The following is a 26,559-nucleotide window of genomic DNA, read 5'->3' as shown; positions in this document are numbered from 1 at the left end:
GTCGTTCTGGTTGACAACCGTCAGCGACGTTCAGGTTAGTGCACCGCCGCGATTCGGTGCGACCCGTCGCGGCTGCTCAGCCGTCGGCACCAATCGATCCCACGGGCATCCCACCGCCCGCCCCGCCGGCCGGTGGGACGGGCGGCGGAGGTGCGGCTGCCGGCGGTGCGGCCGGTGCCGGCGCGTCGGGCGAGAAGACGGCCATCGCGTCCTCCTGGGTCAGGGTGGGCCCGGTCGGGATCAGTGCGAGCAGCGAGCCGGGCACCGCGAGCGGGGTGACCCCGCCGTAGCCGAGCACGGCCAGGGTCTCCGCCGAGCCGAGCGGGTACCGGATGCCCTGCGGGCTGATCAGGTAGATCGTCGACCCGGCGGCACCGGATCCGCTGGTCCCGGCACCGGGCGAGGCCTGCGCGATGACGCCCTTGCCGCCGGGCAGCAGCACCGCCTCGGCGGTGCGTACGGCGTCCCGCCTGGTCTGGGGCACCGGCACCGGGCCCGGATCGCTCGTGGTCAGCTCGGCCGGCGCCCGGTCGAAGACTTCCAGGGTGGTGGTCGGCGGGCCGCCCGCGCTGCCCGCCCGGTACGTCGCGCAGAGCGCGGTCTGACCGGGCCTGGACGGGTAGACCGCGGGCAGCGTCGCCGGCAGCCCCTCGTCGTCCACCCGCTGCTCGACGTAGAGATCGCCGGCCTGGTCCGGGGTGATGTCGGTGATCTGGCCACCGCCCCGAACCATCAGCAGAGCGGTGATCTCACTGACCGGGGCGAGACCCTCCCGGGTCAGCACGTAGTGCTGCCCGGCGGCGCTGAACACCTGACCGATGACTGCCGGTCGGCCGGCCACCCTGCGTACGCTGCTCTCACCCTCGCCGGGCAGTGCCGGCTTGCGCAGCGGTGGCCCGGCCGGCACGGCGTTGAGCAGTTGCTGACCGACCCGTAGCGGGGTGGCGCGGGACATCTTCAGCGCCGTGATCGTCGGGTCCCCGTCGAGCACCTGGAGACGGGTGTTGTTGGCGAGCAGGTACCGCTGCCCGTCCACCTCGACAAGCACCGAACGGTCACCCAGCGGCACGCCGCCGGGCAGCGCACGGTCGATCACCACCTTGGTGCTGGAGCGCGCGGGGTCGACCGGGTCGGGCACGTCGCAGACCGACCAGGGCAGGCCGGTCAGCGACTTGCGGTCCGGCAGGGCGTCCGGTGCCCCGACGATGCCGAGGGTGAGCCCGCGCGGCCGGTCCCGCAGTGCGGCCTGGGACATCGTCCGCGCCGCCGTATCCGGCTTGTTCAGCACCAGGCGGGCCGAGGTGTAGTTGAGCGTCGGATGCAGCCGCCCGTTCAGGAACACGTACGTCGCGCCGGTCTCCCGTTCGATGACCAGGGTCTGGTCGTTCAGTGGCGCGGTGCCACCGGTGAACTGGCCGTAGGCACCAACCCCACCCAGCACGACGGCCGCGGTGATGACACTGCCGAAGACGGCCATGCCGAGCCGTCGCATCGGCAGGTTGGTGGTCTCCGGGTCGCCCGACAGCAGCGCGGAGACGATCCGGCGGGTGACGAAGCGGTACGCCTGCACCTGATCGCGGCGGGTCCGCATGACTTACCTCCGGCGGGGTGGATCCGCGACGATCAGGTCGGGGTGCCGTCGCGGGCTTCCCTACGATAAGGGGCCGGCGGAGGTTCGTCGGGACCACCGTTCGTGGCCGGCACCGGACCGACCCGGCGCCCAGCCGTACCGTGCAGGAGGGACAGTCAGCGATGACGCAGGTTCAGGCGCGACCCGCCCGAGCGGCCACGGCCCCGTCCGACGGGGCGACGCGACCGACGCCGCCGATCGACCGACCCGGCCGTGGACGCGTCGGTCCGGTGCTCGTCGGGCAGCTCGTCGTGCTGGAGCTGTGCGTGGTCGGCGTGTGGGCCGCGTCGGCCGGGCCCAGCTGGCTGCTCGGCGTGACGACCGGTGTGGCGGTGCTGATCCTCGCCGCGACCTTCGCCCGCCGAGGAGGCCTCTGGTGGTTCGAGGACCTGCTGCTGCGCGGGCGGTTGCGGCGGCGCGGCGAGCGCGCGTCGGCCGCGCTGGGCGGCGGCACGGCCGGCGACCCGCGGTTGGCCGCGCTCGCCCCCGAGCTGAGCGTGATCGAGTTGACCGACCGCGGCACCCGGCTCGGCATCGGGCGCGACGACGAGGGCTGGTTCGCGGCGGTCGCGCTCCAGCCCACCGGCGGTGCGACCGCGGGTTCGGTGGGTGCGTCCACCGTGGACGAGGTGGTGCGCGTGCTCGCGGACTTCAGTGCCCCGGTGTCGCGTACCCAGGTGGTCGCACACACCCTGGTCTGGTATCCGGCGCCCGGTGCTCCGCCGGCGGCACACCGGACCGTCTGGGTGGCGCTGCGGCTGACCGTCGCCGACGCGCGGGCGGAGGCGGTGAGCCGGGGCGGCGGGCTTGCCGGCGTGCACCGGACGGTGGCCGCCGGGATCGGTCGGTTGGGTAAGGCGCTGACCTCGGCGGGTCTGACCCATCGGCCGCTCACCCGGGACGAGCTGCGCGCGGCCATCGTCTCGGCCGCCGGCCTGGACCTGGGGCCGGAGGTGCCGGCGGAGACCTGGCAGGGGCTGCGCGGCGGCGGCTGGACCCACCGTTGCCTGGTGCTGCGTGGCCGGACGGACGTGCCGCTCGGCCCGCTGGTGGACGCGATCACCGCGACCTCGGCGCCGTCGCACACGGTGGCCACGACGGTGTCGGCGGACGGTCGGGTGGCGTCGCCGCTGCTGCGGGTCGCGGCGATGGACAACCACGTGGAGGCGCTGGTCAAGGTCGTCCGGGACATCGCGCAACGCACCGGCACGTCCACCCGGCCCATGGACGGTCAGCACGGACCGGGCGTCTACGCCACCGCTCCCGTCGCGTCGGCGCTGGGCGCCACCACCCGTCCGCAACAGCGCTGACCGGGGGCGGTCAGGGCCGGAGGTTGACGATCCAGCCGTAGAGGCCGCAGACCCAGAAGGCGAGCGGGACCAGCGAGATGATCAGCATGATCTCGGCGATGTCGAGCAGCCGACCCCAGACCGGCGAGATGCGCTTGCCGGCGACGGTCAGGCCGTAGATCAGGCTGACCACGGCGGCCAACACCAGCCCGCCGAGGATCAGGCCGAGCCGGACCGGCAGCGACCCGCCGGCGAAGGTGGCCGCGGCGGCCAGACCCAGCCCCACGGTGCCGGCCAGCAGCACGGGGGTGCGCTGGGCGCGGCCCAGCAACGGGCGGGCCCGCAGCAGCGACAGCAGGGCCAGCACCAGACACAGCAGCACCGCCGACACCCGCCCGTCCAGGGCGAGCACGAACTGCGCGCCCAGCACCAGCACCGAGACGGTCCACAACAGACCGGTCATGAACTGGTCGGCCCGTTCGCTGCGCTGGAGCACCTGCCGACCGTCGACCGACTCGCTGTCGGTCTTCAGATCCTCCGGACCCGTCGGGATCGAGGGCACCGGCAGGCGCGCCAGCCGGTAGGCAGCCATCGGCAGTGCCGGCACCACGGCGAACGCGACAGCAGCCACCACCGCGGCGGAGGCCGGCGCGTCGAGATCGAGGACCAGGCAGAGCAACGCGCCAAAACCGGTCGCGGCCCCCACCCCGATCGCGGCGAAGAAGAGCGGATAACGGTCGCCGACCGCCAGCACGGCGACCGCACCGGCCACCACCGCCGCGGTCGCCGCGAGCAGGACGTGCGGGCTGGCCAACTCGGTGAGTGGCCGATCGCCGGCGAGCAGCAACAGGCCACCGACGGCGGCGTACCCCAGGGCGACCATGGCCAGCACCGCGCCGGTGCGGCTGTCCCCGGCGGCCCGGGACAGCACCGCCGAGCCGACCAGCAACGCCACCGCCACCAGCAGGGCGGCCAGCGCGCCGGGCAGGTGTGGCGGGCCGGCGAAGAGCGCGGCGAGCGCACCGGCGCCGAGCGCCGACGCCGCGAACACCACCGCGAAGGACCGGGTCGCGCCGACCTGCCAGGCACCGGGGCGTTGGTTGGTCGCGGTGGCGACGGCATCCACCACGTCGTCGAAGACGATCTCCGGGGCGGCCGCGGACCGGGGGTTGAAGTAGAGCACCTCACCGTCGCGGACACTGAGCTGCGCTGCGGTACGACCACCGTCCAGCGGCGCGCCACCCAACCTGGACAGTGCCCAACCGCCGTGCCGCGCGCCCTCGTCGGCCATGTCCTCGCCGGCGTAGAGCAGCAGGGTGGGGAGCAGGTCGGCCATCGGCACGTCCGACGGCAGGGCCAGGTCCATCCGGGTACGCGGAGCCACGATGGTGATCCGGCTCAGCCCACCGGTCGCCGTCTTCGTCGCCACAGTGGCCTCCAGGTGTGCGTCGGTGCTCGGCAGGCCGCGATGCCGCGCTCCGGGACCACCGCGCCCACGGCAGATTACCTACGATGGCGGGCACGTACGATGCCCACCCGCGGGCTCCGGCCCGCGGCGGCACGTCATCAGGCCGCTTCTGGGGAGGAGACAGCCGTGAGCACTGTGGTGTTCCGCCGGCTCCCGCGTCAGCCGGGACCGGCTCTACCGCGCGGTGAGGTGCTGCTGGAGTCCCCTCCCGAGCTGCCCGAGCCGACGCCCCGCGGGATGGGGCAGCTGCTCATGATCCTGCCGATGTTCTGCGGGGTCGGCGCGATGGCGTTCCTCTACGCCGGCAAGGGCGGCGGCATGATGACGTACGTCGCCGGTGGCCTCTTCGGCGTCTCGATGCTCGGCATGGCGATCGGTTCGCTGGCCAACAACGGCGGCAAGGACAAGGCCGAGCTGAACGCCGACCGGCGCGACTACATGCGCTACCTGGCCCAGATGCGCAAGCGCACCCGGCGCGCCGCGGAGCAGCAGCGGGCGGCGATGACCTGGCGGCACCCGGAGCCCGACGCACTCTGGTCGATCGCGGCGTCCCGGCGGCTCTGGGAGCGGCGGACCACCGAGGACGACTTCGGCGAGACCCGGATCGCGCTCGGCCCGCAGCGACTGGCGGTGGAGATCGTCCCGCCGGAGACGAAGCCGGTGGAGGACCTGGAGCCGATGAGCGCCATCGCGCTGCGCCGGTTCGTCCGCGCCCACTCCACAGTTCCCGAGTTGCCGACCGCGTTGTCGGTGCGCGCGTTCAGCCGGGTGGTGCTACGGGGCGACCGCGCGCCCGTGCTCGACCTGACCCGGGCGGCGCTCGGGCAGTTGGCCACCTTCCACGCCCCGGACGACCTGGTGGTCGCGGTGGTCGCCGCGCCCGACCGGCAACCCTCCTGGAACTGGGTGAAGTGGCTGCCGCACGCGCACCACGGTGCCCGCACCGACGCCGCCGGTGCCCGCCGGCTGGTCTTCGCCAGTCTCGCCGAGGCCGAGGCGTCGCTCGCCGCCGAGTTGGCCGGACGGCCCCGGTTCGCGCCCGAGGCCAAGCCGTTGACCACCGCCCCGCACCTGGTCGTGGTCATCGACGGTGGCGAGGTCTCGCCGACCTGCCAACTGGTGGGCCCGGGGCTGCTCGGCACCACGGTGATCGACCTCTCCGGGACGGTGCCCCGCGATGCCGGTCGCTGGCTGCTCTGCCTCGACGTGGCCGACGGCAGGTCGCTCGACCTGGTGCGCGGCAGCTCGTCGTCGCCGCTGGGTCGCCCCGACCAGCTCAGCGCCGAGGCGGCCGAGGGGCTGGCCCGGCAGATCGCCCCCTACCGGCTCTCCCAGCAGCAGGCCAGCAGCGACGAGCCGCTGGCCCGCAGCACGGAGCTGCCGGACCTGCTCGGTGTGGGCGACGCCGCGACGGTGGACGTGCAGCACACCTGGCGCCCGCGCGGTCACCGGGACCGGCTGCGCATCCCGCTCGGCGTCGGCCCGGACGGCAACGTGGTCGAGCTCGACTTCAAGGAGTCGGCGCACGAGGGCATGGGCCCGCACGGCCTGGTGATCGGTGCCACCGGTTCCGGCAAGAGCGAGCTGCTCCGGACGGTGGTGGCCGCCCTGGCGGTGACCCACTCGTCGGAAGAGCTCAACTTCGTCCTGGTGGACTTCAAGGGTGGCGCGACGTTCGCCTCGTTGGAGGCGCTGCCGCACACCAGCGCGGTGATCACCAACCTGGCCGACGAGCTGCCGCTTGTCGACCGCATGCGCGACGCGCTCGCCGGCGAGATGGTGCGCCGGCAGGAGCTGCTGCGGGCGGCGGGCAACTACGTCTCCCGCTTCGAGTACGAGAAGGCGCGAGCGGCCGGCGAACCGCTGGCCCCGATGCCCAGCCTGCTGATCATCTGTGACGAGTTCAGCGAGTTGCTCGCCGCCAAGCCCGACTTCATCGACCTGTTCGTGATGATCGGCCGGTTGGGTCGGTCGCTGGGCGTGCACCTGCTGCTGGCCAGTCAGCGACTCGAAGAGGGCAAGCTGCGTGGCCTGGACACCCACCTGTCGTACCGGATCGGTCTGCGGACCTTCTCGGCCGTGGAGAGCCGGATCGTGCTCGGCGTGCCGGACGCGTACGAGCTGCCGAACGCGCCGGGGCACGGTTACCTGAAGACGGACACCAGCACCATGCTGCGGTTCCGGGCCGCGTACGTGTCCGGGGCGTACCGGCCGCCGGGGCAGCAGGCCGCCGCGTCGCAGGCGCTGGTGCAGCGCAGGATCGTGCCGTACGGCCTGGACTTCGTCGCCGCACAGCTCCCGCAGATGCCGGTGGACACCGCGCCGGAGCCCGAGCAGCCGGCCGACGGTAAGGCCGTGGCGATGCTCGACGTGCTGATCGACCAGCTCAAGGGTCGAGGCCGCCCGGCACACCAGGTGTGGCTCCCACCGCTGGCTGACCCGCCGAGCCTGGGTGAGCTGCTCGGCCCGCTGGCCGTCGACCCCAGCTACGGGTTGTGCACCGCGTCCTGGCCGGGTCGTGGACGGCTGACCGTGCCGGTCGGGGTGGTGGACCGCCCGTACGAGCAGCGCCGTGACCCGATGATGGTCGAGCTGGCCGGGGCCGGTGGCAACGTGGTCATCGTCGGCCGGTCGCTGAGTGGCAAGAGCACGATGCTGCGTACGCTGCTCGCCTCGCTGGCGCTCACCCACACACCGCGAGAGGTGCAGTTCTTCTGCCTGGACTTCGGCGGAGGCGCGCTGCGCAGCCTGGAGCGCCTGCCGCACCTGGCCGGGGTGGCCGGTCGCCGGGACGTCGAGGCGGTCCGCCGGACGGTGGCCGAGGTGGTCGCGATCCTGGACGACCGGGAGACGCGCTTCGCCCAGCACGGCATCGACTCGGTGGCCAGCTACCGTCGTCGCCGGGCGGCCGGCGAGTTCGCCGACGACCCGTTCGGTGACGTGTTCCTGGTGGTGGATGGTTGGAACACGGTGCGCCAGGAGTACGAGGAGCTGGAGCAGACCATCACCACGCTGGCCAACCGGGGCCTCGGTTTCGGCGTGCACGTGGTGCTCACCGCAGTGCGGTGGGCGGAGATCCGGATCAACATGCGGGATCTGCTCGGCACCAAGTTGGAGCTGCGTCTCGGCGACGCGTCCGAGTCCGAGATCGACCGCCGCGCGGCGATGAACGTGCCGGAGAAGGCGCCCGGCCGTGGCCTGACCCGGGACAAGCTGCACTTCCTCACCGCCGTCTCGCGGCTCGATGGTCGTCGGGACATCGACGACCTGGGCGAGGCGTCGGTGGCCCTGGCCGGGCACGTGGCGGCCAACTGGCCGGGTCGTCCGGCGCCGAAGGTGCGGCTGCTGCCGCGCCGGCTGCCGGTGGCCGAGCTGGCCCGGATCATCGACCGGTCGGCGCCCGGTCTGCCGATCGGTGTCAACGAGTCGGCGCTCGCGCCGGTCTACCTGGATCTGGCCAACGAGCCGCACCTGACGGTCTTCGGCGACGCCGAGTGCGGCAAGACCAACCTGCTGCGGCTGATCGCCCGGGGCATCACCGAGCGGTACACGCCCGCCCAGGCGCGGCTGGTGATCGCCGACTACCGGCGTGGCCTGCTGGGCGCGGTGGAGGGCGATCACCTGCTCGACTACGCCCCGTCCAACCAGGCGTTCGCCCAGGGGCTCGCGTCGATCCGCAGCGCGTTGTCCAACCGGTTGCCCGGCCCGGACGTGACCACCGCCCAGCTGCGCGATCGTAGCTGGTGGAAGGGCCCGGACCTGTACATCCTGGTGGACGACTACGACCTGGTGGCCTCCGGTGGCAGCAACCCGCTGAGCGCCCTGCAGGAGTTGTTGCCGCAGGCGCGCGACATCGGTCTGCACCTGATCGTCACGCGTCGCGTCGGTGGTGTGTCCAGGGCGCTCTACGAGCCGGTGCTCCAGCGGCTGCGCGAGCTGGACTCGCCGGGTCTGCTGATGTCCGGCAACCGGGAGGAGGGCGCCGTCTTCGGCACCCTGCGTCCGAGCCCGCAACCGCCGGGCCGGGGCACCCTGGTCCGCCGACGCGACGGCCAACAGCTGATCCAGACCGCCTGGTCCGAGCCGTCCTGACGGGACGGTCAGGGCCGGGCTGCTCCGGTAACGTGCGGCGTACCGCCACATCCGTTGGGAGGATCCTGTGGGCACATCGTGGACGCCGGGTGCCGGGTTGGGCGCTGGCCTCGACGGGCTGCTGCGGCAGGCGCAGGAGCAGCAGCGCCAGCTCGCCGAGTTCCAGCGCCAGCGCGCCGAGTTGAGCGTGCGCGGCGAGAGCCCCGACGGGCTGGTCCAGGTCACCGTCGATGGTGAGCAGAAGGTCACCGGGGTCGAGGTCAACGCGCGGGCGATGCGTCTGGACAGCTTCAGCCTGGCCGAGTCGGTGCAGGCCGCGATCGACGCGGCGTACGCCCTGCACGCGGAGCGGGCGCGGGAGCTGCTGACGGACATGCTCGGTGGGCCCGACCTGGTCCGGCGTGCCGAGGCGGGCACGCTCACCCCGGAGGAGTGGTTCAAGCAGTTCGGGGTGGACCTCAACGACCCGCTGCGCCGGCTGCGTGGCTGACGAGAGAAAGGGGCCCGATGGCCAACAAGGTCGACGTCGACGCCATCCGCGGTGCCGCCAGGAAAATGGAGGCGGCCGACGGTCCAATCCAGTATCTGCGTAACGCGCAGCAGTTGCTGGAGGGCGTCAAGCTCTCCGGCGGTGCGCTGACCATGTTCGGTGGCTCCACCGTGGCGGCGCACAACGGCTCGGTGGACGGGCATCTGGCCAATCTCCGGTCCGGGATCGTCCACCTGCAGACGGCCGCGGCAAATCTGGAGCAGTCAGCGAAGAACTGGGAGCGGTCCGACCAACCGTGGGTCGTCAAGTGAGACGGTCCGCCGCAGACGGAGGGAGCCCGCAATGTCGGAGATCCTGATCGCCAACTCCTCGGGTGCCGTGGTCGGCTCGCACAGCGTCGCCGCGGCCACCGCGCCGGTGCGGACACTGGCCGGCGTGGCCCGGGGCAACTGGGCCTGGATCGCCTTCGCCGGGGTGCTGGTGGCCGCGATCGCCTACCTCGAGTCGTTCGACAACGAAGAGGTCAACAAGTCCATCAAGGAGTGGGGCGACGCCGCGCGGCTGCTCGGTGGTGACCAGTTCGGCGCGGCACTGGACGAGGTGGTCCCCGGCAGCGACGAGTGGGACTTCGACGACCGCGACGCCTTCGAGGTGTTCCTGCGCAAGCTGAAGGCCGAGATCAATTCGCTGGCCGAGGCGTTCAACGCCAACCGGGACACCCTGACCGCGGCCCGGGACGCCTTCAACGACGCCGTCAACGCGCTTGTCGACGCGCTGATCCCGATCCTGGTGGCGGTCATCGCCTCGATCGCGCTCCAGATGTTCCCGGCGACCGCGCCGATCGCGGAGGCGATCGGCGTCGCCGGCATGACCGTCGCCGCTGCCGTGCTCGCGGTGGTCTTCGCCGACATCAGTGGGTTGTTCACCACCATTGCCGACGGCTTCCGAGGCAACGACCAGTTCGCCTTCGTGTCGGATTCGCGGCCGGGATGGGCTGCCACCGGCACCGACCCCAACATTCGGGACATCAAAATCGACTGGGTCAAGGACGACTCGTTCTACCGCTGAGCGATGGTCGAGAGGGAGCGGCGATGCCGCAGGCATTGTTCTACCTGTTCGTGTACTTCCTGCTGACCATCCCGGTCTTCCTCGGCCTGGCGCTGGTGGCGCAGGTCCGCGGGTCGGTGCGGGCGCGACGGGCAGGCGAGTTGGTGCTGCTCACGGGCATCGCCGCGCTGGTCCCGGTGGTGCTGCACCGCGCGCTCGACGTGCCGGCGCTCTGGCTGGCCGTGGCGCTGCTGGTGGCCATCCTCGTGATCGGCGCGGTGCTGCACGTCCGCTCGTATTCCCGGTCGGCCTGACCCGATTCACCGGTATCCATCGGACGGCGCCGGCCAGGGCTGCGAGGGCTGGTCGTATTCCGCTACGGTCTTCACTGGAGTGTCCGTCGGTGGGGTGTTGCTGCCTTGCCGCGGGGGAGGGGTGCGGCAAAGCCGCCACCACAACATGACGGAAGGGTGTGAAGCATGGCGTTCGAGGTCGAAGCTGCGACTCTGCATACCGCCGCGAGTGACGTGCGGTCCACGCGCAGCGAGGTCGACGGCGAGCTCAAGAAGCTGTGGAACGTTGTCGACGACCTGGCCATGGCGTGGAAGGGTCAGGCGTCCACGGGCTTCCAGTCGCTGATGACGCGCTGGAACGAGGACACCGTCAAACTGCTGACGGCGATGGACAACATCGCTGACCTGCTCGACAAGTCGGGTACGACGCATCAGGTCAACGACGAAGAGCAGCAGCAGATGCTGGACAAGTTCCACTCTGCTCTCAACCCGTGATCCGCAGGCAGCAGAGGGGGAAATCGTGACGATCAAGGTTGACTACGCGGTCCTCGAGAGCAGCAATCAGCAGATGCAGGCCATCTCGAAGACGCTCGAGGAAAAGCTCGACACGCTTCGGGCGATGCTGACCAAGCTCCACTGGGACGGCGAGGACCGGGTTGCCTACGAGCAGCACCAGGCGAAGTGGGATGCGGCGGTTGGCGACATCAACCGGATCCTGAACGAGATCGGCGGTGCCGTCGGCATCGCCCGGGAAAACTACCTCACCACGGAGATGAGCAACTCCAAGGTGTGGAGCTGACGCATTCACCGGTGCGGCTCCGGTCCGGTTCGTCCGGGCCGGAGCCGCATTGGTTTGTGGTGCCCGTGGCGCGGCGGCAGCGGGGCGACGTGCGGCCGGCTCGATCGCCGGCCATCACCATCCACCAGGTCAGCTGGCCGCCGGTGCGTCAGGGCGTCGGCCCGGGCGCCAGTCGCGTTTGCGGCCCCGGGCCACGATCGGTCGTGCGATCAGCAGCAGCACGGTGAGCAGCCCGCCGACCGCCGCCGCCCAGATCGCGGCGGTGCGCTGCCAGCCCAGGGGGTCGTCGTGCGCGACGGGCGCCGGGAGCGCGCCAACGGGCGGGTTCTCCCGGGTGCCCAGCAGGCTCGACACCGCCCGGTATGGGTTGACCACGCCGTAACCGATGTCGGCGTTGTGGCCCCCCGGTGGGTTGTCCGCCGTGCGTTCCAGTCGTTCGGCGACCTGCTGCGGGGTGAGAGTGGGGTAGGCGGCCCGGACCAGCGCGGCCACCCCCGAGACGTACGCGGCGGCGAAGCTGGTGCCGCCGGTCGGCTCGGCACGGTAGCCGGAGCCCTGGGGTGCTGGCCCGATGATGTTCAACCCCGGTGCGGCGATATCGACGTAGTCGCCGCTGATCGAGCTGCCCACGTGACCGCCCAGCTCGTCCACCCCGCCGACGGCGATGACCCCGGGGTACGCGGCCGGGTATCCCGGCCGGTCCTGCTGATTCTCCACCCGGTTGCCGGCGGCGGCGACAAGCACCACCTGCCTGGCCAGCGCACGGTCGACGGCGGCCGTCAGCTCGGGGCCGGGAATTGTCGTGAGGGACAGGTTGATCACGTCGGCGCCCTGCTCGACCGCCCAGTCGATCGCCGCGGCGATCTGCACCGGAAGCTGGGCGTCCCTGGTGTCCTTGAGGTCCGGCAGGACCCGGATCGGCAGGATGCGGGCCGCCGGGGCGACCCCGCTGAACGGGGCGCCGGTGCCCTCCCGGCCAGCGATGATGCCGGCGATCATCGTGCCGTGCCCGACCAGGTCGCACTGGCCCTGGTTGGCTGCCAGGTCGCTGAAGTCGCGGCCCTCGAGCACCTGGCCGGCGAGGAGCGGGTGGACCGCGGAGACCCCGGAATCGATGACTGCCACCGTCACGCCGGCGCCCCGGGACAGCGGCCACGCCGCGGACGGCTCCAGCCGGCGCAGCGCCCACGGCATCGCCGTCAGGCCCTCCTCGCTGACCGGCCCGCAGGCGGGCAGTGCCGCCCGCGCCGGCACGGGTGCCACAAGGGTGGTGCCGAGCAGGGCAGCCAGGGCTGCACTGAGGACACCGCGAGCGGCACGGCCACTGCGGCGGAACGGGTTGGTCGCGCTCAACGGCGGGCATTCGCGCACTCGCAGAGATTACCGCTGTGCCCCGTCGGGCAGCGGCCCGGCGACCGAGGGTCAGGCCGGCGGGCCGACCTCGGTGGTGGGCGTCTCGGCGAACAGCGCGAGCAGGTCGCCGACCTGCCGGTCGGCCTCGGCGGGGTGCCGGAACCGGCCGGACGGGTTGAGGGTGTATTCGTTGCGCCGGCCCACGCGGGTGCGGTGCAGGTATCCGCCCGCCTCCAGGTCGGCGACGATCGCCTGCGCGGCCCGTTCGGTCACGCCGACCTCGGCCGCGACGTCGCGTAGCCGGGCGGTGGGGTCGCGGGCGATGGCCAGCAGAACGTGCCCGTGGTTGGTGAGGAACGTCCAGTTCCGCCCGCCGCCGGTCTCGCCCGTCGCAGTGCTCGCCATGGTGTGACCGCCTCCTTCGGATGTCCGCCCTGCCCCCGGAAGTCTCGTCCGCCGTGCCCGCGGTGCGTCGCTCAGGGGTCGACCCGGAGTCAACGTATGAAATGTAAATCACGCATACCTTGACGCATCTTACGGTGCGTGTGACGGTGGAGCCCGAGCCAGCGCCCACCGCCGGCCCGGCTGACAAGCCGGTTGACCAGGTAAAACGCGTGAATACGAGGTGCGGGGATGAGTCGTCCCGGAACGTCCGGCGGACAGCCGGGTCCGCAGCGGACCACCGACCGGGCGTCCGCGATCAGCGATCCGGTCCAGGCGTACGCCGAGCTGACCGCCGGAAACCAGCGCTTCGTCAGCGGCACCCCGCGCCACCCCAACCAGGACGCCGGGCGCCGGGCCGCCGTGGCCGACGGGCAGCACCCGTTCGCGGTGATCGTCGGTTGCTCCGACTCCCGCCTGGCCGCCGAGATCATCTTCGACCGAGGGCTTGGTGACCTGTTCGTGGTCCGCACGGCCGGGCACACCGCCGGTCCGGAGGTGCTCGGCAGCGTGGAGTACGCGGTGACAGTCCTCGGCACGCCGCTGGTGGTGGTGCTCGGCCACGACTCGTGCGGGGCGGTGCAGGCGGCGCGGGAGTCCGCCGCGACCGGCACGCAGCCTCCCGGGCACCTGGGCGCGGTGGTCGACGCCGTGCTGCCCAGTCTGGCCCGGGCCCGTGCCGAGGGTGTGGAGGACATCGACGGCATCGTCGACATCCACATCGCGCAGACCGTCGAGACGCTGCTCGGGCAGTCGCCCGTGCTGGCCGACGAGGTGGCACAGGGGCGGTGTGCGGTGGTGGGCGTGTCATACCGGCTCGCCGCCGGCGTCGTGCGCCCGGTGGCGGCGGTGCCGGCCGGCTTCGCGACGCTCGACGTGCCGACCGGGTCGGCCGCCTGACACGTCGAGGGCCGCCCCGCGCGAGGCGGAGCGGCCCTCGACGGAGGATCCGGTGGGTCAGAGCAGCGACATGTGGACGTGGTCGGTGTGGTTCGACGGCCCGCTGTACGACTTCCAACCGCTTGCCGGGAACCAGATCTGCCGGTTCCAGATCACGTAGTAGATGCCGAGCCGGTCGGCGTTACGGATGAGGAACGCGGCGACGTTGTTGCCGTACGTCCGGGTGTCCTCGTTGTGCCAGGGCGCGAAGCCGCTCTTCTGTAGCGACCAGTCGCAGGCCTTGCCCTTCGGGTGCTCCCACGGCCCGCCGGGGCGGTAGCAGCCGACGAACCGGTTGAAGCCGGCCCGCTTGACCTCCTTGTACGCGTGCAGCGTGCGAGGCGTGATGCAGCCGGACGTGGTCGGGTCGTCCTCGCTGCACGACTGCGCCTTCCAGTCACCGTCGGCGGTGCGGCCCGGCCCGATCTTGGCGACCGGCGAGGTGGCGTCCACCAGGCCGCCGGTGAAGCCCTTGCCGCCGACCAGCGAGAGCGCCTTGTCGGCCTCGTTCTTCCGCTTGGCCATCACGGCGGTCTGCTTCTGCTGCTCGCGAACCTCGGTGTCGAGGAGGAACTTGGCCTGCTCGGCGCGGGCCTTCACCGCGTTGACCTCGGCGAGCTTGTTCTCGTTCACCATGTTGATCTCGTCGAGCATCGCGGCGCGCTGCACGAAGGTGTCGGGAGCGTCGCTTTCGAGCAGCATCGCGAGCGCGCCGATCCGACCGGTCCGGTACGACTGGGCGGCGATCTGCCCGACCTGTGGTGCCAACGCGTCCAGGTCGGCCTTGGCCCGGTCCACCTCCAGCGCCAGCTCCAGCTGACGCTTCTTGGACTTGTCCAGTTTGGACTTGGCGGCGGAGTAGTCCCGGTTGGCCTGCTCGATGACGTCGTTGAGCAGCTTCGGCTCGCCGTCCTCCTCGTGCCCGGACGGTGTCGGGGTCGTCGGGGCGGCGTGGGCCGGCAGGGGCCCGGCGAGCACGGTCAGTGCGGCGATCACGGCCACCACGGGTGTCAACCAGCGGCGTAGGGGTGCCGTCACAATGTTCCCTTCCGTCGACCGCCGACCGGGTTAGCTGACGGGTTCGGGGCGGAAGTGGCCCCTACCGCTGACGCGGATTCACCCCACATACCTGGGTCCCCGGCTCGCCGGTTGGCGATTGGGCGGTGGCACCGCAGGCGCCGCTTCGCGCCTTCATCGGTAACCGGCAGCGAGGTTACCCGAGAGTCGACTGCGTGAGCTACGCCTGGATGCCGACCAAAAGTGTCATTTCGCCATAGCGCTGGGTGATCAGTGACGCGGTTCTCAGGGTGGAGATCCGATCTGGTCACGCTGAGGAGTGTCACCATGCCGTTTCCGTGCTCCTGTTCGACTCCGGCCACCCGTCGGTGGCCGTGGATGGGGGTGGGGTCCGGGTCTGCTCCGGCTCGTCGGGTCGAGAGGTTCGCGGTGAGCTGAGGGCGGCCAGCGGCTCCGCCCGGTCCGGCTCCGGTGGCCGCCGGGCGGCGTCGGCGGGCGGTGTGGCGTCGGCGCGTCCGGCGGCGGTCACGATCGCGGCCAGCCCGGTGGTCAGTGGCACGGCGGCGATCAGGCCGAGCGTGGCGACCGCGCTGCGGACGATTTCCTGCGCGAGGAACTCGCTGGTGAGGATCTGCCCGATCGGCCGCGAGTCGGCGGTGAGCAGGAGCAGCAGGGGCAGCGACGCGCCCGCGTACGCCAGCACGATGGTGTTGACAGTGGAGGCGATGTGCGCGCGGCCGACCCGGGTCGCGGCGCGGTAGAGCTGCAACCGGGTCAGCCCGGGGTTGGCGTGCGCCAGCTCGGTGACGGTGGCCGCCTGGGTGACCGTCACGTCGTCGAGCACCCCGAGCGATCCGATGATGATCCCGGCGAGCAGCAGGCCGTGTAGGTCCACGTCGGCCTGGAACATCGACAGTGTCGTCGCGTCCTCGCTGCCGAAGCCGGTGAGGTGGGTCGCGGCCGTGGCGATGGTGGCGAGCAGCCCGGTCAGCACCAGGCTGCCCAGGGTGCCGAGCACCGCCACCGAGGTCTGTGCGGTGACCCCGTGCGTCAGATAGAGCACCACGAACATGATCAGTGCCGCGCCGACCACCGCCACCAGCAGGGGCGACTTGCCGGCACCGATGCCCGGCAGCACGAACGTGAGCAGGATGGCGAAGCTGGCCGCCAACCCGGCGAGTGCGGCCAGACCCCGCCACCGACCGAACGCGACGATCGCCGCGGCGAAGATCACCGCCAGCCACAGCATCGGGGTGCCGCGCTGGTGCTCGGCGATGTTCCAGTTGCTGGTGCTGGGATCGACGGGATCGGTCAGCTCGACGAGGATGACCTCGTCGCCGACCTCGACCCGTGGTGCGCCGGGTCCGTCGGGGATCGGTGTCCGGACCTGTTGACCCGCGGTCGGCCCGTCGTCCACCCGGACGTCGACAGTGCCGCACGGCCCGCCGCCGACCCGGGGCGTGCCCTCGGGGCTCGACGGCAGCGGCGGGCACGGCTCGGTCACCACCCGGGTCACCGTGCCGCCGTAGCGCGGCACGTCCGCCCCGGCGTCGGTCTGCGGTGTCCCGCCGCGCGGCCAGAGCAGGGCCGCGGCGAGCACGGTGGCGACGAAGAGGGGCACCACCGTCACGACGAGGAGCCGCCGCACCCGGGGCGGGGCGGACGGAGCAGAGCGGGTGTGGTCGGAACCCAAGGCGAGACTCCCAACGATCCGGTGCGGGGTACGTGTCAGTGAGCCGGTCGGTTCATCCGCACCGTGGAATCGCGGCGGGAGACGCGGTGGATCGCTGACCGGCGACCACCTGATCACGGATGGTCAGTGCCCGGCCCGGGTGGCCAGCGGCGACGCCACGGCGTGGCGACGCCGGTGCCCGTTCGCGCAGCGGCATGCGGGGGGTCATCGTGGGGAATGCTAACCAGCCCGGCCCGGGGGCGCAGGTCGTGACGGGGAACCGCCGCGTGCCGGCGTCGGGGTGCGGGGCGGTCAGCCGCGCTTCATCAGCCGGCCGACGGCCGCCATCATCTCGGTGGCCATCTCGTCGGCCCGCCCCTCGGCGGCCCCCTCGTGCATGCAGTGCCGGGCGTGTCCGTCGAGCAGCCCCAGCGCCACCTTGTCGAGGGCGGCCTGGATCGCGGAGATCTGGGTGAGCACGTCGATGCAGTAGCGGTCGTCGTCGACCATCTTCTCGATGCCGCGGACCTGGCCCTCGACTCGGCGGAGCCGCGCGAGCAGCTGGTCCTTGCTGGCGGTGTACCCGCGGATCGGGGTGGGTGCGGTCATGCCGACCAGGATAGCCTACCCCCGGGGGGTATGGTACGGTCGCTTCCGGACCTGATACCCCCACCGGGTACCGGTAACGGCAAAGGAGACGATCCGATGGTCAACACCACGTTCCAGGTGCAGGGCATGACCTGTGGGCACTGCGTCAGCGCGGTGAGCGCCGAGGTCGGCGCCATCGCGGGCGTGCGAGACGTCCAGGTCGACCTCGCGACCGGCCAGGTCAACGTGAGCAGCGAGCAGCCGCTGGACGTGCAGGTCGTCCGGGCCGCCGTCGACGAGGCCGGCTACGACCTCGTCGACGCGTGAGCGCGGGCGCCGGCATGCGTACCGTGACGAGACTCGCCGGATTCGCTGCCGGCCTCGCGGCGATCTTCGGCGCCACCTACACGGTCGGCCGGGTGGCCGACCGCACCCCGGTCGTCGAGGGCCGGCATGACGGCGACGCCGTCCACACGACTGAAGAACGCGGCGAGCCGGCCGACCGGATTCCCGGTGGGCTGCTCGTCTCCGACCGCGGCTACACCCTCGCCCCGGTCGCCGCCCCGGCCGACCAGTTCGCCTTCCGGATCACCGGTCCGGACGGCCAGCCGGTGACCCGGTACGACGTGGCACACGACAGGCGGATGCACCTGATCGTGGCCCGCCGGGACCTGTCCGGTTTCCGGCACGTGCACCCCGACCTGGGCGCGGACGGCACCTGGCGGGTCGGCACACCGCTGGCCGGCCCCGGGCAGTGGCGGGCGTTCGCCGACTTCACCCCGACCGGGGGTGAGCCGCTGACGCTCGGCGTGGACGTGACAGTGCCCGGTGCGCTGACCGAACGACAGTTGCCCGCCCCGGCGACAAGCACCACCGTTGACGGCTACACGGTCACCCTGACCGGCGCGCCGCAGCCCGGCCGCACCTCGCCGCTCACCCTCACCGTCAGCCGGGACGGGCGGCCGGTCACCGACCTGGAGCCCTACCTGGGCGCGTACGGGCACCTGGTGGCACTGCGCCGGGGTGACCTCGCGTACCTGCACGTGCACCCGGACGGGACGCCCGGCGACGGGCGGACCCAACCCGGCCCGGCCGTCACCTTCCTCGCCGACGTGCCCTCGACCGGGAGCTACCGGCTCTACCTCGACTTCCGGCACGGCGGGGCGGTGCACACCGCCGAGTTCACAGTCGTGACCGGCACCCCGCCGGCCGACGCCCCGCCGGCCGGGAGCAACCCGAGCGGACCCGCGCCGAGCGGCGGTGCCGACCACGGCACGCCCGGGCACGGGCACAACTGACGGGACGAAGACGATGACCACCACCAGCAGACCGCTGCCCGAGGCACCCAACCGGATCGAGTTGGCGATCGGCGGGATGACCTGCGCCGCCTGCGCCGCCCGGATCGAGAAGAAACTCAACCGGATGGACGGGGTGAGCGCCGCCGTCAACTACGCCACCGAGAAGGCGTCCGTCCGGTACGCCGACGGCGTCACCCCGGACGACCTGATCGAGACCGTGCGCAAGACCGGGTACACGGCGGCGCTGCCGGCCGCGCCGACGGCCGAGGAGCCGGCGGATCCGCTGCGCGGTCCGCGTACCCGGCTCTGGGTCTCGGTGGCCCTCAGCGTGCCGGTGGTCCTGCTGGCGATGGTCCCGGCCTGGCAGTTCGACTACTGGCAGTGGCTGTCGCTGACCCTGGCCGCCCCGGTGGTGGTCTGGGGTGGGCTGCCGTTCCACCGGGCCGCCTGGACCAACCTGCGGCACGGTGCGGCGACGATGGACACGCTGGTCTCGCTCGGCACGCTTGCCGCGTTCGGCTGGTCGCTCTGGGCGCTCTTCCTCGGTGACGCCGGCATGCCCGGGATGACGCACCCGTTCCGCTTCGCCATCACCCGCACCGACGGCGCCGGCAACATCTACCTGGAGGCGGCCGCCGGGGTGACGGTCTTCATCCTGGCCGGTCGCTACTTCGAGGCCCGATCCAAGCGGACCGCCGGTGCGGCCCTGCGCGCCCTGCTCGCGCTCGGCGCCAGGGAGGTGGCGGTGCTGCGCGACGGGGTGGAGACCCTGATCCCGGTGGATCGGCTCGTCGTCGGCGACCGGTTCGTGGTCCGACCCGGTGAGAAGATCGCCACCGACGGGGTGGTCGAGGAGGGCACCTCCGCCGTCGACGCCAGCATGCTCACCGGTGAGTCGGTGCCGGTCGAGGTCGGCCCGGGGGACGGCGTGGTCGGCGCCACCATCAACGCGGGCGGACGGCTCATCGTCAGCGCCACCCGGGTCGGCGCGGACACCCAGCTCGCCCGGATGGCCGACCTGGTCGAGCAGGCGCAGAGCGGCAAGGCGGCCGTGCAGCGGCTGGCGGACCGGATCTCCGGTGTCTTCGTGCCGATCGTCATCACCCTGGCCGTCGGCACGCTCGGCTGGTGGCTCGGCACCGGGGCCGGCCCGACTGCCGCGTTCACCGCCGCCGTCGCCGTGCTGATCATCGCCTGCCCCTGCGCGCTCGGCCTGGCCACCCCGACCGCGCTGCTGGTCGGCACCGGTCGAGGTGCCCAACTGGGTGTGCTGATCAAGGGGCCGGAAGCGCTGGAGTCCACCCGCCGGGTGGACACCGTGGTGCTGGACAAGACCGGCACCGTGACGACCGGCCGGATGACCCTGGTGGACGTGGTGCCGTCGAGTGGTGCGGAGCGGGCCGAGCTGCTCCGGCTCGCCGGGGCGGTGGAGGCCGCCTCCGAGCACCCGATCGCCCGAGCGGTCGCGGCGGGTGCGAGCGAGACGGGGTCGCTGCCCCCGGTGACGGGCTTCCGCAACCTCGAAGGGCTGGGCGTGACCGGCACCGTCGACGGGCGGGCCGTGCTCGTCGGTCGGGCCCGGCTGCTGCGCGAGCGCGAGATCGAGGTGCCGCCGGAGGTCGAGTCGGCCGTCGCTGCCGCGGAGGCCGCCGGCCGTACGGCGATCGTCGCGGGCTGGGACGGGCGGGCCCGGGGCGTGCTCGCGGTCGCCGACGTGGTCCGGCCGACCAGCCGGGCGGCGGTGGCCCGACTGCGGGCGCTGGGGCTCACCCCGATCCTGCTGACCGGAGACAACACCACGGTGGCCCGGGCGATCGCCGCCGAGGTGGGCATCGACGAGGTGATCGCCGAGGTGCTGCCGGCCGGCAAGGTCGACGTGGTCAAGCGGCTCCAGGCGCAGGGGCGGTCGGTGGCGATGGTCGGCGACGGGGTCAACGACGCCCCGGCGCTGGCCCAGGCCGACCTGGGGTTGGCGATGGGCACCGGCACCGACGTGGCGATCGAGGCGTCCGACCTCACCCTCGTCCGGGGCGACCTGGACGCCGCCGTGGACGCCATCCGGTTGTCCCGACGCACGCTCGGCATCATCCGCGGCAACCTGTTCTGGGCGTTCGGTTACAACGTGGCGGCCCTGCCGTTGGCCGCCGCCGGGCTGCTCAACCCGATGATCGCCGGAGCCACGATGGCGTTGTCCTCGGTCTTCGTGGTGGCCAACAGTCTGCGGCTGCGCCGGTTCCGCCCGGCGGGCGGTGGCGGACTGTGACGGCGGTAATGGTTGGACCGCCGACGGTGGGGGTACTGGTCCTGTCGTAGCGACGCTTGCAATGGAGGTTGGCAATGGGTATCGACGACAAGATCAACAACGCCACCGAGGACGCGGCCGGCAAGCTGAAGGAAGGCGCTGGTCGCGCCACCGATAACGAGCAGCTCGAGGCCGAGGGTCGCACTGACCAGTCCACGGCCAAGCTCAAGCAGGCCGGCGAGAAGATCAAGGACGCCTTCAAGAGCTGACGTACGACGTACCCGCACGCCGGGCCGGTGATCATTCACCGGCCCGGCGTGTCTGTGTGTCCGGCCTTTCCGGTGACCCTGAGAACCCCCTGATTCCGCCCTCGGTCCGTACCGCCGCGCGGGCATACCTGCTAGCTTCTCTTTGCATGTGCGAGGGCCGGTTGTGAGCAGTGCCCCATCGCCGATCGGCGACGACCTGGTGCGGGTGCTGGCCTCGTTGGCCAACCCGCACCGGCTGCGAATCGTCGCCGCGCTGGCCCGCGAGCGCGCCTACGTCAGCGGGCTGGCCCGGCAACTGGGCATCAGCCGAGCGCTGTTGCAGGTCCACCTACGGAAGCTGGCGGCGGCCGGGCTGGTCACCGCGAGCCTGGAGTTGTCGGAGGACGGGAAGGCCATGAACTACTACGAGGTGCAGCCGTTCGTGCTCACCCTCACCCCCGAGATCATCGCGGCGGCGGCCGAGACGCTGACCGTGCCCGACTCGGCCGAGCAACCAGGAGCGGACCGATGAGCGAGCACGACTGGACCGAGGTGGTCGGCGCGATCGGCATCTTCGCCTTCCTGGTCAGCGTGGCCACGGTGACCATCGTGCAGCTAGCCAAGACCCGGCGGGCCCGCTACGAGGCGTCCCGCGCGGACGACTACCGCCAGCTCGCCGAGACGGCCGCCCAGGCGCAGGCGGAGAACGCCCGACTGCTCGCGGCGATGGACGGCCGGCTCGCCGGGATGGAGACCCGGATGACAAGTGTCGAACGCGTCCTGGTCGAGGTCGACTGACCACGGCCGAAGGCCCCGGGCCGTCGAGCGGCTACTCGACGGCCCGGGTGGAAGCAGCATCACCTCGCCCGGTGGGCGAGTTTCACCGGCAACGCTCCTTCGAGGAGAGGACAGCACTCCATGCTGCGTGTACGCAAATCCGCAGTCGGCTGGGCGGTCGCCCTGGCCCTCACGGCCGCCGGGCTGACCCCGGCGAGCCCGGCCGCCGCCCACCCCACGATCGACTGGCATCCCTGTGCCGCCGACGACTCCGCCGAGTGCGGCACCCTGTCCCTGCCGGTCGACTGGGACCGGCCCCGGGGAGAGCGCTTCGACCTGGCGCTGGCCCGCCGGGTCGCCAAGCCGGCCACCCGAGAGGGTGCGCTGGTCTTCGGCCCCGGCGGCCCGGGTGACAGTGGCGTCGAGCGGGTGGTCAACGGCAGCTCCCGGTTCAGCGCCGACCTGCGCCGTCGGTTCGACATCGTCGGCTTCGACCCGCGCGGCACCGGCGGCAGCAACCCGGTGGTCTGCTCCCGGGCCCTGCTCGCCCAGCAGCCGCAACTGATCGCCGACCAGGCCCAGTTCGACGCCACACTGGCCGGCAACGCGCTGCTGCGGGCCGACTGCCGGGCCCGCACCGGGCCGCTCTACGACCACGTGGACACCATCAGCGCCGCCCGCGACCTGGACGCGATCCGCGCCGCGCTCGGCGAGCGGCAGTTGACCTTCCATGGCAGCTCGTACGGCACCCTGCTCGGTGAGCAGTACGCCGAACTGTTCCCGCACCGGGTCCGGGCCATGGTGCTGGAGGCCGCGGTGGACCACAGCGTCGGCACCCGCGCGTTCCTGGACACCCAGGCCGTCACCTCGCAGGACGCGTTCGACGAGTTCGTCGCCTGGTGTGACAGGTCCACCGCCTGCGCCCTGCACGGCCGGGACTTCCGGGCGCTCTGGGAGGGATTGCGCGGCCGCGCCGAGGCAGGCACGCTCACCGACCCGAAACGGCCCGGGGTCGTGCTGACCCCGTTCGAGTTGAGCCGGCTCACCCACCGGGAGTTCTACGACACCTCGCGGTGGCCGGGGCTCGCCGAGTGGTTGCAAGACCTGGAAGCCCCAACCACCGGGCGAAGCGCCGGACCGTCGACCGGCGACGCCGTGGCGGCGTACCCCTTCGCGGTCTTCTGCCAGGACTGGAGCCTGCCCGTCCGGGACTACCGGGAGTACGACGGACACCTGCGCCGGGTGGCCCGGCTCGCGCCCGACCTGCGGTATCCGACGGCGGTGTTCGCCCTCGCGACCTGCCTGGGCACCCCGACGCCGGTCGCCAACCCGCAGCACCGCCTGCGGGTACGCACCGACGTGCCGCTGCTGATCGCCGCCACCGTGCACGACCCGGCCAGCGGGTACAACTGGGCCACGAACGTGGCGCGGCAGTTGGGCCGGCACGGCGTGCTGCTCACCTACGAAGGGTGGGGGCACGGCAGCTACACCACCAGCCCGTGTGTCGAGCGGGCCGTCGACGCCTACCTGATCGACCAGAAGGTGCCGGCCCGGGGCACCACCTGCCCGGCCGTCGACCCCGACGAGTGACCGCGCCGCCGCCGGCCGCCGGGGTCAGAGCTGCCCGGCGGTCGGCGGCCGTCGCACTCCCGCCAGTCGAGCGGCCTTCAGCTCCAGGTACCGCTGCTCGGGCCGACTCGTGGTGCCCCGGGCCGCCGCCAGGTACGCGTTCCGCGCCGCGCCAGCCTCCCCGGCCAGCTCCAGCAGGTGCGCCCGGACGGCGGCGAGCCGGTGGTGCCCGGCGGTGCGGTCGTCGGCGTCCAGGGACGTGAGCAGGGCCAACCCGGCCCGGGGCCCGTCCACCATGGCAACCGCCACCGCCTGGTTGAGGGTGACAAGTGGGTTCGGCGAGATCCGGGCCAACAGCCGGTAGAGGGCGACGATCTGCCGCCAGTCCGTCTCCGCCGCCGTCGGCGCCTCGGCGTGCACCGCGGCGATCGCGGCCTGGAATTGGTACGGGCCGGGCGGCGACCAGGTCAACGCATCGGTGATCAACGCGATCCCCTCCGCGCTGGCGGCGGCGTCCCACCGGCTGCGGTCCTGCTCGGCGAGCGGCACCAACTCACCGTCCGGGCCCAGCCGAGCCGCCCGGTGCGCATCGGTGAGCAGCATCAACGCCAGCAACCCGGCCACCTCGCCGTCGTCGGGCAGCAGCCCGTGCAGGACGCGCGTCAGCCGGATCGCCTCGCCGGTCAGCTCGGCCCGGTGCAGGTCCGGGCCGCTGGACGCGGTGTAGCCCTCATTGAAGATCAGGTAGAGCACCCGGAGCACCGTGCGCAGCCGCTCGTCCCGCTCGGCCGGCCCCGGCATGGTGAACCGGGCCCCCGCGGCCTCGATCCGCTGCTTCGCCCGGCGGATCCGTTGACTCATCGTCGCCTCCGGCAGCAGGTGCGCCCGGGCGATCTGGGCGGTGCTGAGACCGCCGACCGCCCGCAGGGTGAGCGCCACCTGCGCCGACCCGGTCAACGCCGGGTGGCAGCAGAGGAACAGCAGGGTGAGGGTGTCGTCGGCGTCCGCCGCCGCGGGCTCCGCGTCGGCCGGTGGCGCCACCGCGGCGTACGCCGGCTCGCGCAGCGCCACCGCCAGCTCGCGGTCGCGGCGGGCGCTCTCGCTGCGCCACTCGTCGGTGAGCCGGCGGGTGGCCACGGTGAGCAGCCACGCGCGCGGACTGTCCGGTACGCCCTGCGCGGGCCACTGTGTCGCGGCGGCGAGCAGCGCCTCCTGGACCGCGTCCTCGCACCTGTCGAACTGGCCGTGCCGGCGGACCAGCAGGCCGAGGACCTGCGGCGCGACAGTGCGCAGCAGATCCTCGACCGTCCGGTCGTCTGTCACATCTCTGCTCCGGCCTCGTCCATGATCGGGCGGACCTCCATCGCGCCGCCGAAGCGCACGTCCGGCCAACGGGCGGCGATCTCGGCGGCCCGCTGCGGGCTGTCGCAGTCGACAGCCAGGTAACCGGCGAACTGCTCCTTGCTCTCCATGAACGGCCCGTCGATGACCTCGGCCCGGCCGTCGACGGCCCGGACCGTCAACGTCTGCGACGGATTGGCCAGCGCCTGGCCGCCGATCAACTCGCCGGTCTCGGTCAACTCCTTCATGATCTCGTCGACCTCCCCGAACAGGGCGGTGCGGTCCTGCTCGGAAAGCTCCTCGGTGAAGCCGGGCCGGTTCCAGATCAGCAGCATGTACTTCACGGCGACGCTCCTCAGGCTCTGGTCGCACCCCGGTCGGGGCGGGACTCACCGGAGGGTCGGAGCCGACAACCCGATCCCTACGGCGTACCGAAGGAAATCGCAGATATCTCCGCCGGTGGCGGTCCCACGCCGGGTGGCTCGGCGCCGATCGGTTCGGCGCGAGGTGGCTCAGCGCCGATCGGGTCGGCCGGGCACCTGGCGGGGCTTGCGCCCGCCGCCGACGTCCAACGACGCCCGGTCGGCGGCCGAGGTGCCCGACGACCAGCCCTCGGCGTCGCGCACGCTGAGTCGGTGCCGGGTGACGCCCGGGAAGAGCGTGTCCAGCCGCTCCCGGACCGCCTCGCCCCGGGCGGCGAGCACCGGCAACAGCCGCTCCGCCCCGGCCGTCTCGGCCGCCGCCCGGTCCGCCGCGTCGGTGGCCGCCTCGGTTGCCGCGCGAAACCGCTCGCCGATCCGCAGCGCGAACGCGTTGAGGAACGACTCGTCCCAGACCTTCGTCCGCCGCCCCGACCCCGCCCGCCGCTCGGCCCGACCCCGCAACATGGCCGCGGTGGCCTGCACCAGCAGCGAGGTGTAGAGCAACTCCACCGCCACCAGATCGGCCGGCCAGCCCAGCACGGTGGCGAAGCCGAGATCGTCGGACCAGACCGCCTCACACCTGTTCGCCGCCGCCACCTCCTGCACCAGCAGTGCCTTCGCGCCCGCGTACGGGGTGTCGGTGCTCAGGCGTACCCCGCCGGGCACGTCGCCGCGCTCCGACCCGGCGGCCAGCAGCGCCTCGTCGATGCTGTGCCGGGCGATCAGCTCCTGCGCCTTACCGGTCAGCGCCTCCGCCTCGGCCGGGAAGGTCGTCGACTCGGCCTTGGCCAGCAGCGCCCGTACCCGGTCCAGCATCGGCGACCCGCTGCGCGCCGTACCGGCCGTGCGGGGGAGCGCCGCCCCGCTCGACCCGGGTGGCGGGCGCAGCACCGCGATCGGCGGCAGGCTCTCCACGAGCGCGAGGACGTCCACGGCCGCGCGGAGCGCGTCGACCCGGTCCAGCGCCTCGCGGGCGGACCAGCCGGACAGCACCTTTTCGTCGTCCGCCCGCACCTCGGCGGCCAACGCCCGCAACTGCTCGTCGAACCAGGCCGGGACCGGATCCGACTGCGCGCGCCGCTGCACGGCCATCGCGTCGCGGACCAGCCGCGCCGCGCGGGCGTCGAGCCGCCGCGCGGTGATCCGGTCCACGTCGACCGGCTGCCAGCCGCGCGGCCAGAGCCGCGCCAGGCCGCGGACCAGGCGACGCACCAGCGCCGCGTCCACCGCCGTGGTGCCGTCCGCCGCGCCGGTGCCGACCATCAGCTGGTCCAGCTGCCGTTCGGCCTGCCGTACGTCGGTGCCGCGCACCGCCGCGAGTGCGTTGGCGACAAGTTCGTCCGCGTCCGGCACGGGCACCTCCTTCTCGGGTTCCGCTGCCGGCGAGGCTGCCCGACCCGCCCCAGCTCCATGATCATGCCGCGCGAGGCCCCGGAAGCACGAAACGGCGATGTTGCCGCCGCGCCCGCCGCGTGCTTGATCAACACGGGTTTCTTGAAACCGGGGCATCCGGCGGGGCTGGACACCCCGGTTTTGCCAATCTC

Annotated in this window: 26 protein-coding genes and 1 riboswitch; of the genes, 16 read left to right on the top strand and 10 right to left on the bottom strand. The window is 72.6% G+C overall.

Features of this window, described 5'->3' with window-relative positions; translation table 11 throughout:
• Positions 1 to 76: 76 nt before the first annotated feature.
• Entirely contained in the window at positions 77 to 1,591 is a 1,515-nt protein-coding gene (eccB, locus tag AB0B57_RS21785; protein WP_357072561.1) for a type VII secretion protein EccB, read from the bottom strand.
• Between the two features lie 161 nt (positions 1,592 to 1,752).
• Between eccB and AB0B57_RS21780 the strand changes: the two genes are divergently transcribed.
• Positions 1,753 to 2,940: a type VII secretion protein EccE gene (locus AB0B57_RS21780; RefSeq protein WP_357072558.1), complete on the top strand. Its 1,188-nt coding sequence runs from the start codon at positions 1,753 to 1,755 to the stop codon at positions 2,938 to 2,940.
• Positions 2,941 to 2,950: 10 nt separating this feature from the next.
• On the opposite strand, the gene eccD is transcribed toward AB0B57_RS21780, so the two are convergent.
• Positions 2,951 to 4,348, bottom strand: a complete 1,398-nt coding sequence (eccD, locus tag AB0B57_RS21775; RefSeq protein WP_357072555.1) for a type VII secretion integral membrane protein EccD — start codon at positions 4,346 to 4,348, stop codon at positions 2,951 to 2,953.
• A gap of 165 nt (positions 4,349 to 4,513) precedes the next feature.
• Here eccD and eccCa point away from each other — a divergent pair, with 165 nt between their 5' ends.
• The 7 genes from eccCa (at position 4,514) to AB0B57_RS21740 (ending at position 11,108) form a co-directional block, all read left to right on the top strand.
• Positions 4,514 to 8,479 (top strand): type VII secretion protein EccCa, encoded by a 3,966-nt coding sequence (eccCa, locus tag AB0B57_RS21770; RefSeq protein WP_357072552.1) that lies wholly within the window; start codon positions 4,514 to 4,516, stop codon positions 8,477 to 8,479.
• A 67-nt stretch (positions 8,480 to 8,546) separates the two neighbouring features.
• A complete protein-coding gene (locus AB0B57_RS21765) occupies positions 8,547 to 8,969 on the top strand; it encodes a YbaB/EbfC family nucleoid-associated protein (RefSeq protein WP_357072549.1) in 423 nt (140 codons plus the stop codon).
• 17 nt (positions 8,970 to 8,986) lie between these two features.
• Positions 8,987 to 9,280 carry a hypothetical protein gene (locus tag AB0B57_RS21760; RefSeq protein ID WP_357072546.1) on the top strand — a complete coding sequence of 98 codons (294 nt, stop codon included), beginning with the start codon at positions 8,987 to 8,989 and terminating at the stop codon, positions 9,278 to 9,280.
• A 31-nt stretch (positions 9,281 to 9,311) separates the two neighbouring features.
• Positions 9,312 to 10,037, top strand: coding sequence for a hypothetical protein (locus tag AB0B57_RS21755; RefSeq protein ID WP_357072543.1), 726 nt, complete (start codon positions 9,312 to 9,314; stop codon positions 10,035 to 10,037).
• A 23-nt stretch (positions 10,038 to 10,060) separates the two neighbouring features.
• A complete protein-coding gene (locus AB0B57_RS21750) occupies positions 10,061 to 10,330 on the top strand; it encodes a hypothetical protein (RefSeq protein ID WP_357072540.1) in 270 nt (89 codons plus the stop codon).
• A gap of 165 nt (positions 10,331 to 10,495) precedes the next feature.
• Positions 10,496 to 10,804, top strand: coding sequence for a WXG100 family type VII secretion target (locus tag AB0B57_RS21745; RefSeq protein ID WP_088986628.1), 309 nt, complete (start codon positions 10,496 to 10,498; stop codon positions 10,802 to 10,804).
• 25 nt (positions 10,805 to 10,829) lie between these two features.
• On the top strand, positions 10,830 to 11,108 hold the full coding sequence (locus tag AB0B57_RS21740) for a WXG100 family type VII secretion target (protein ID WP_357072537.1): 279 nt from the start codon (positions 10,830 to 10,832) through the stop codon (positions 11,106 to 11,108).
• 129 nt (positions 11,109 to 11,237) lie between these two features.
• Here AB0B57_RS21740 and mycP read toward each other — a convergent pair whose 3' ends face one another.
• Positions 11,238 to 12,479: a type VII secretion-associated serine protease mycosin gene (mycP, locus tag AB0B57_RS21735; protein ID WP_357072534.1), complete on the bottom strand. Its 1,242-nt coding sequence runs from the start codon at positions 12,477 to 12,479 to the stop codon at positions 11,238 to 11,240.
• A gap of 51 nt (positions 12,480 to 12,530) precedes the next feature.
• Positions 12,531 to 12,866 carry a MarR family winged helix-turn-helix transcriptional regulator gene (locus tag AB0B57_RS21730; protein ID WP_357072531.1) on the bottom strand — a complete coding sequence of 112 codons (336 nt, stop codon included), beginning with the start codon at positions 12,864 to 12,866 and terminating at the stop codon, positions 12,531 to 12,533.
• 228 nt (positions 12,867 to 13,094) lie between these two features.
• Here AB0B57_RS21730 and AB0B57_RS21725 point away from each other — a divergent pair, with 228 nt between their 5' ends.
• Positions 13,095 to 13,802 carry a carbonic anhydrase gene (locus AB0B57_RS21725; RefSeq protein ID WP_357072528.1) on the top strand — a complete coding sequence of 236 codons (708 nt, stop codon included), beginning with the start codon at positions 13,095 to 13,097 and terminating at the stop codon, positions 13,800 to 13,802.
• Positions 13,803 to 13,859: 57 nt separating this feature from the next.
• On the opposite strand, the gene AB0B57_RS21720 is transcribed toward AB0B57_RS21725, so the two are convergent.
• The 3 genes from AB0B57_RS21720 to AB0B57_RS21710 all read right to left on the bottom strand — a co-directional run bounded on the left by AB0B57_RS21720 (position 13,860) and on the right by AB0B57_RS21710 (position 17,139).
• The gene (locus AB0B57_RS21720; RefSeq protein ID WP_357072524.1) at positions 13,860 to 14,879 is read right to left on the bottom strand and encodes a hypothetical protein; all 1,020 of its coding nucleotides are present in this window, start codon (positions 14,877 to 14,879) and stop codon (positions 13,860 to 13,862) included.
• Positions 14,880 to 14,883: 4 nt separating this feature from the next.
• A riboswitch (cyclic di-AMP (ydaO/yuaA leader) is annotated at positions 14,884 to 15,014 on the bottom strand.
• Positions 15,015 to 15,180: 166 nt separating this feature from the next.
• Positions 15,181 to 16,551, bottom strand: a complete 1,371-nt coding sequence (locus tag AB0B57_RS21715) for a YibE/F family protein (protein WP_357072521.1) — start codon at positions 16,549 to 16,551, stop codon at positions 15,181 to 15,183.
• A gap of 291 nt (positions 16,552 to 16,842) precedes the next feature.
• Positions 16,843 to 17,139 (bottom strand): metal-sensitive transcriptional regulator, encoded by a 297-nt coding sequence (locus AB0B57_RS21710; protein ID WP_030329541.1) that lies wholly within the window; start codon positions 17,137 to 17,139, stop codon positions 16,843 to 16,845.
• 96 nt (positions 17,140 to 17,235) lie between these two features.
• Here AB0B57_RS21710 and AB0B57_RS21705 point away from each other — a divergent pair, with 96 nt between their 5' ends.
• The 7 genes from AB0B57_RS21705 (at position 17,236) to AB0B57_RS21675 (ending at position 23,273) form a co-directional block, all read left to right on the top strand.
• Complete coding sequence (locus AB0B57_RS21705; protein WP_357072518.1) at positions 17,236 to 17,445, top strand: copper ion binding protein; 210 nt, start codon at positions 17,236 to 17,238, stop codon at positions 17,443 to 17,445.
• A 14-nt stretch (positions 17,446 to 17,459) separates the two neighbouring features.
• Positions 17,460 to 18,416, top strand: a complete 957-nt coding sequence (locus AB0B57_RS21700) for a hypothetical protein (RefSeq protein ID WP_357072747.1) — start codon at positions 17,460 to 17,462, stop codon at positions 18,414 to 18,416.
• 13 nt (positions 18,417 to 18,429) lie between these two features.
• Complete coding sequence (locus tag AB0B57_RS21695) at positions 18,430 to 20,679, top strand: heavy metal translocating P-type ATPase (RefSeq protein ID WP_357072515.1); 2,250 nt, start codon at positions 18,430 to 18,432, stop codon at positions 20,677 to 20,679.
• Positions 20,680 to 20,753: 74 nt separating this feature from the next.
• A complete protein-coding gene (locus AB0B57_RS21690; protein ID WP_357072512.1) occupies positions 20,754 to 20,927 on the top strand; it encodes a CsbD family protein in 174 nt (57 codons plus the stop codon).
• A 163-nt stretch (positions 20,928 to 21,090) separates the two neighbouring features.
• Positions 21,091 to 21,438 carry a helix-turn-helix domain-containing protein gene (locus AB0B57_RS21685; RefSeq protein WP_357072509.1) on the top strand — a complete coding sequence of 116 codons (348 nt, stop codon included), beginning with the start codon at positions 21,091 to 21,093 and terminating at the stop codon, positions 21,436 to 21,438.
• On the top strand, positions 21,435 to 21,704 hold the full coding sequence (locus AB0B57_RS21680; RefSeq protein ID WP_357072506.1) for a hypothetical protein: 270 nt from the start codon (positions 21,435 to 21,437) through the stop codon (positions 21,702 to 21,704). The genes AB0B57_RS21685 and AB0B57_RS21680 overlap by 4 nt, the downstream gene beginning before the upstream one ends.
• Before the next feature lie 120 nt (positions 21,705 to 21,824).
• A complete protein-coding gene (locus tag AB0B57_RS21675) occupies positions 21,825 to 23,273 on the top strand; it encodes an alpha/beta hydrolase (protein ID WP_357072503.1) in 1,449 nt (482 codons plus the stop codon).
• A gap of 24 nt (positions 23,274 to 23,297) precedes the next feature.
• Here the strand turns inward: AB0B57_RS21675 and AB0B57_RS21670 are convergent, their stop codons facing one another.
• The 3 genes from AB0B57_RS21670 to AB0B57_RS21660 form a co-directional block, all read right to left on the bottom strand.
• Positions 23,298 to 24,575 carry a DUF6596 domain-containing protein gene (locus AB0B57_RS21670; protein WP_357072500.1) on the bottom strand — a complete coding sequence of 426 codons (1,278 nt, stop codon included), beginning with the start codon at positions 24,573 to 24,575 and terminating at the stop codon, positions 23,298 to 23,300.
• Complete coding sequence (locus tag AB0B57_RS21665) at positions 24,572 to 24,928, bottom strand: YciI family protein (protein WP_355027449.1); 357 nt, start codon at positions 24,926 to 24,928, stop codon at positions 24,572 to 24,574. The genes AB0B57_RS21670 and AB0B57_RS21665 overlap by 4 nt, the downstream gene beginning before the upstream one ends.
• Positions 24,929 to 25,105: 177 nt before the next feature.
• The gene (locus AB0B57_RS21660; protein ID WP_357072497.1) at positions 25,106 to 26,368 is read right to left on the bottom strand and encodes a DUF2786 domain-containing protein; all 1,263 of its coding nucleotides are present in this window, start codon (positions 26,366 to 26,368) and stop codon (positions 25,106 to 25,108) included.
• Positions 26,369 to 26,559: the final 191 nt, after the last annotated feature.

Origin of the sequence: Micromonospora sp. NPDC049101, assembly GCF_040648675.1 — a bacterium.
In the GTDB taxonomy this organism is placed as follows: domain Bacteria; phylum Actinomycetota; class Actinomycetes; order Mycobacteriales; family Micromonosporaceae; genus Micromonospora.
This window is presented reverse-complemented; position numbering and strand designations above follow the sequence as displayed.

Coding starts and splice junctions, on each gene's coding strand:
- eccB (WP_357072561.1), bottom strand. CDS start 1,591: ATGCGGACCCGCCGCGATCAGGTGCAGGCGTACCGCTTCGTCACCCGC.
- AB0B57_RS21780 (WP_357072558.1), top strand. CDS start 1,753: ATGACGCAGGTTCAGGCGCGACCCGCCCGAGCGGCCACGGCCCCGTCC.
- AB0B57_RS21760 (WP_357072546.1), top strand. CDS start 8,987: ATGGCCAACAAGGTCGACGTCGACGCCATCCGCGGTGCCGCCAGGAAA.
- AB0B57_RS21755 (WP_357072543.1), top strand. CDS start 9,312: ATGTCGGAGATCCTGATCGCCAACTCCTCGGGTGCCGTGGTCGGCTCG.
- AB0B57_RS21750 (WP_357072540.1), top strand. CDS start 10,061: ATGCCGCAGGCATTGTTCTACCTGTTCGTGTACTTCCTGCTGACCATC.
- AB0B57_RS21745 (WP_088986628.1), top strand. CDS start 10,496: ATGGCGTTCGAGGTCGAAGCTGCGACTCTGCATACCGCCGCGAGTGAC.
- AB0B57_RS21730 (WP_357072531.1), bottom strand. CDS start 12,866: ATGGCGAGCACTGCGACGGGCGAGACCGGCGGCGGGCGGAACTGGACG.
- AB0B57_RS21725 (WP_357072528.1), top strand. CDS start 13,095: ATGAGTCGTCCCGGAACGTCCGGCGGACAGCCGGGTCCGCAGCGGACC.
- AB0B57_RS21710 (WP_030329541.1), bottom strand. CDS start 17,139: ATGACCGCACCCACCCCGATCCGCGGGTACACCGCCAGCAAGGACCAG.
- AB0B57_RS21705 (WP_357072518.1), top strand. CDS start 17,236: ATGGTCAACACCACGTTCCAGGTGCAGGGCATGACCTGTGGGCACTGC.
- AB0B57_RS21700 (WP_357072747.1), top strand. CDS start 17,460: ATGCGTACCGTGACGAGACTCGCCGGATTCGCTGCCGGCCTCGCGGCG.
- AB0B57_RS21695 (WP_357072515.1), top strand. CDS start 18,430: ATGACCACCACCAGCAGACCGCTGCCCGAGGCACCCAACCGGATCGAG.
- AB0B57_RS21690 (WP_357072512.1), top strand. CDS start 20,754: ATGGGTATCGACGACAAGATCAACAACGCCACCGAGGACGCGGCCGGC.
- AB0B57_RS21680 (WP_357072506.1), top strand. CDS start 21,435: ATGAGCGAGCACGACTGGACCGAGGTGGTCGGCGCGATCGGCATCTTC.
- AB0B57_RS21675 (WP_357072503.1), top strand. CDS start 21,825: ATGCTGCGTGTACGCAAATCCGCAGTCGGCTGGGCGGTCGCCCTGGCC.
- AB0B57_RS21665 (WP_355027449.1), bottom strand. CDS start 24,928: ATGCTGCTGATCTGGAACCGGCCCGGCTTCACCGAGGAGCTTTCCGAG.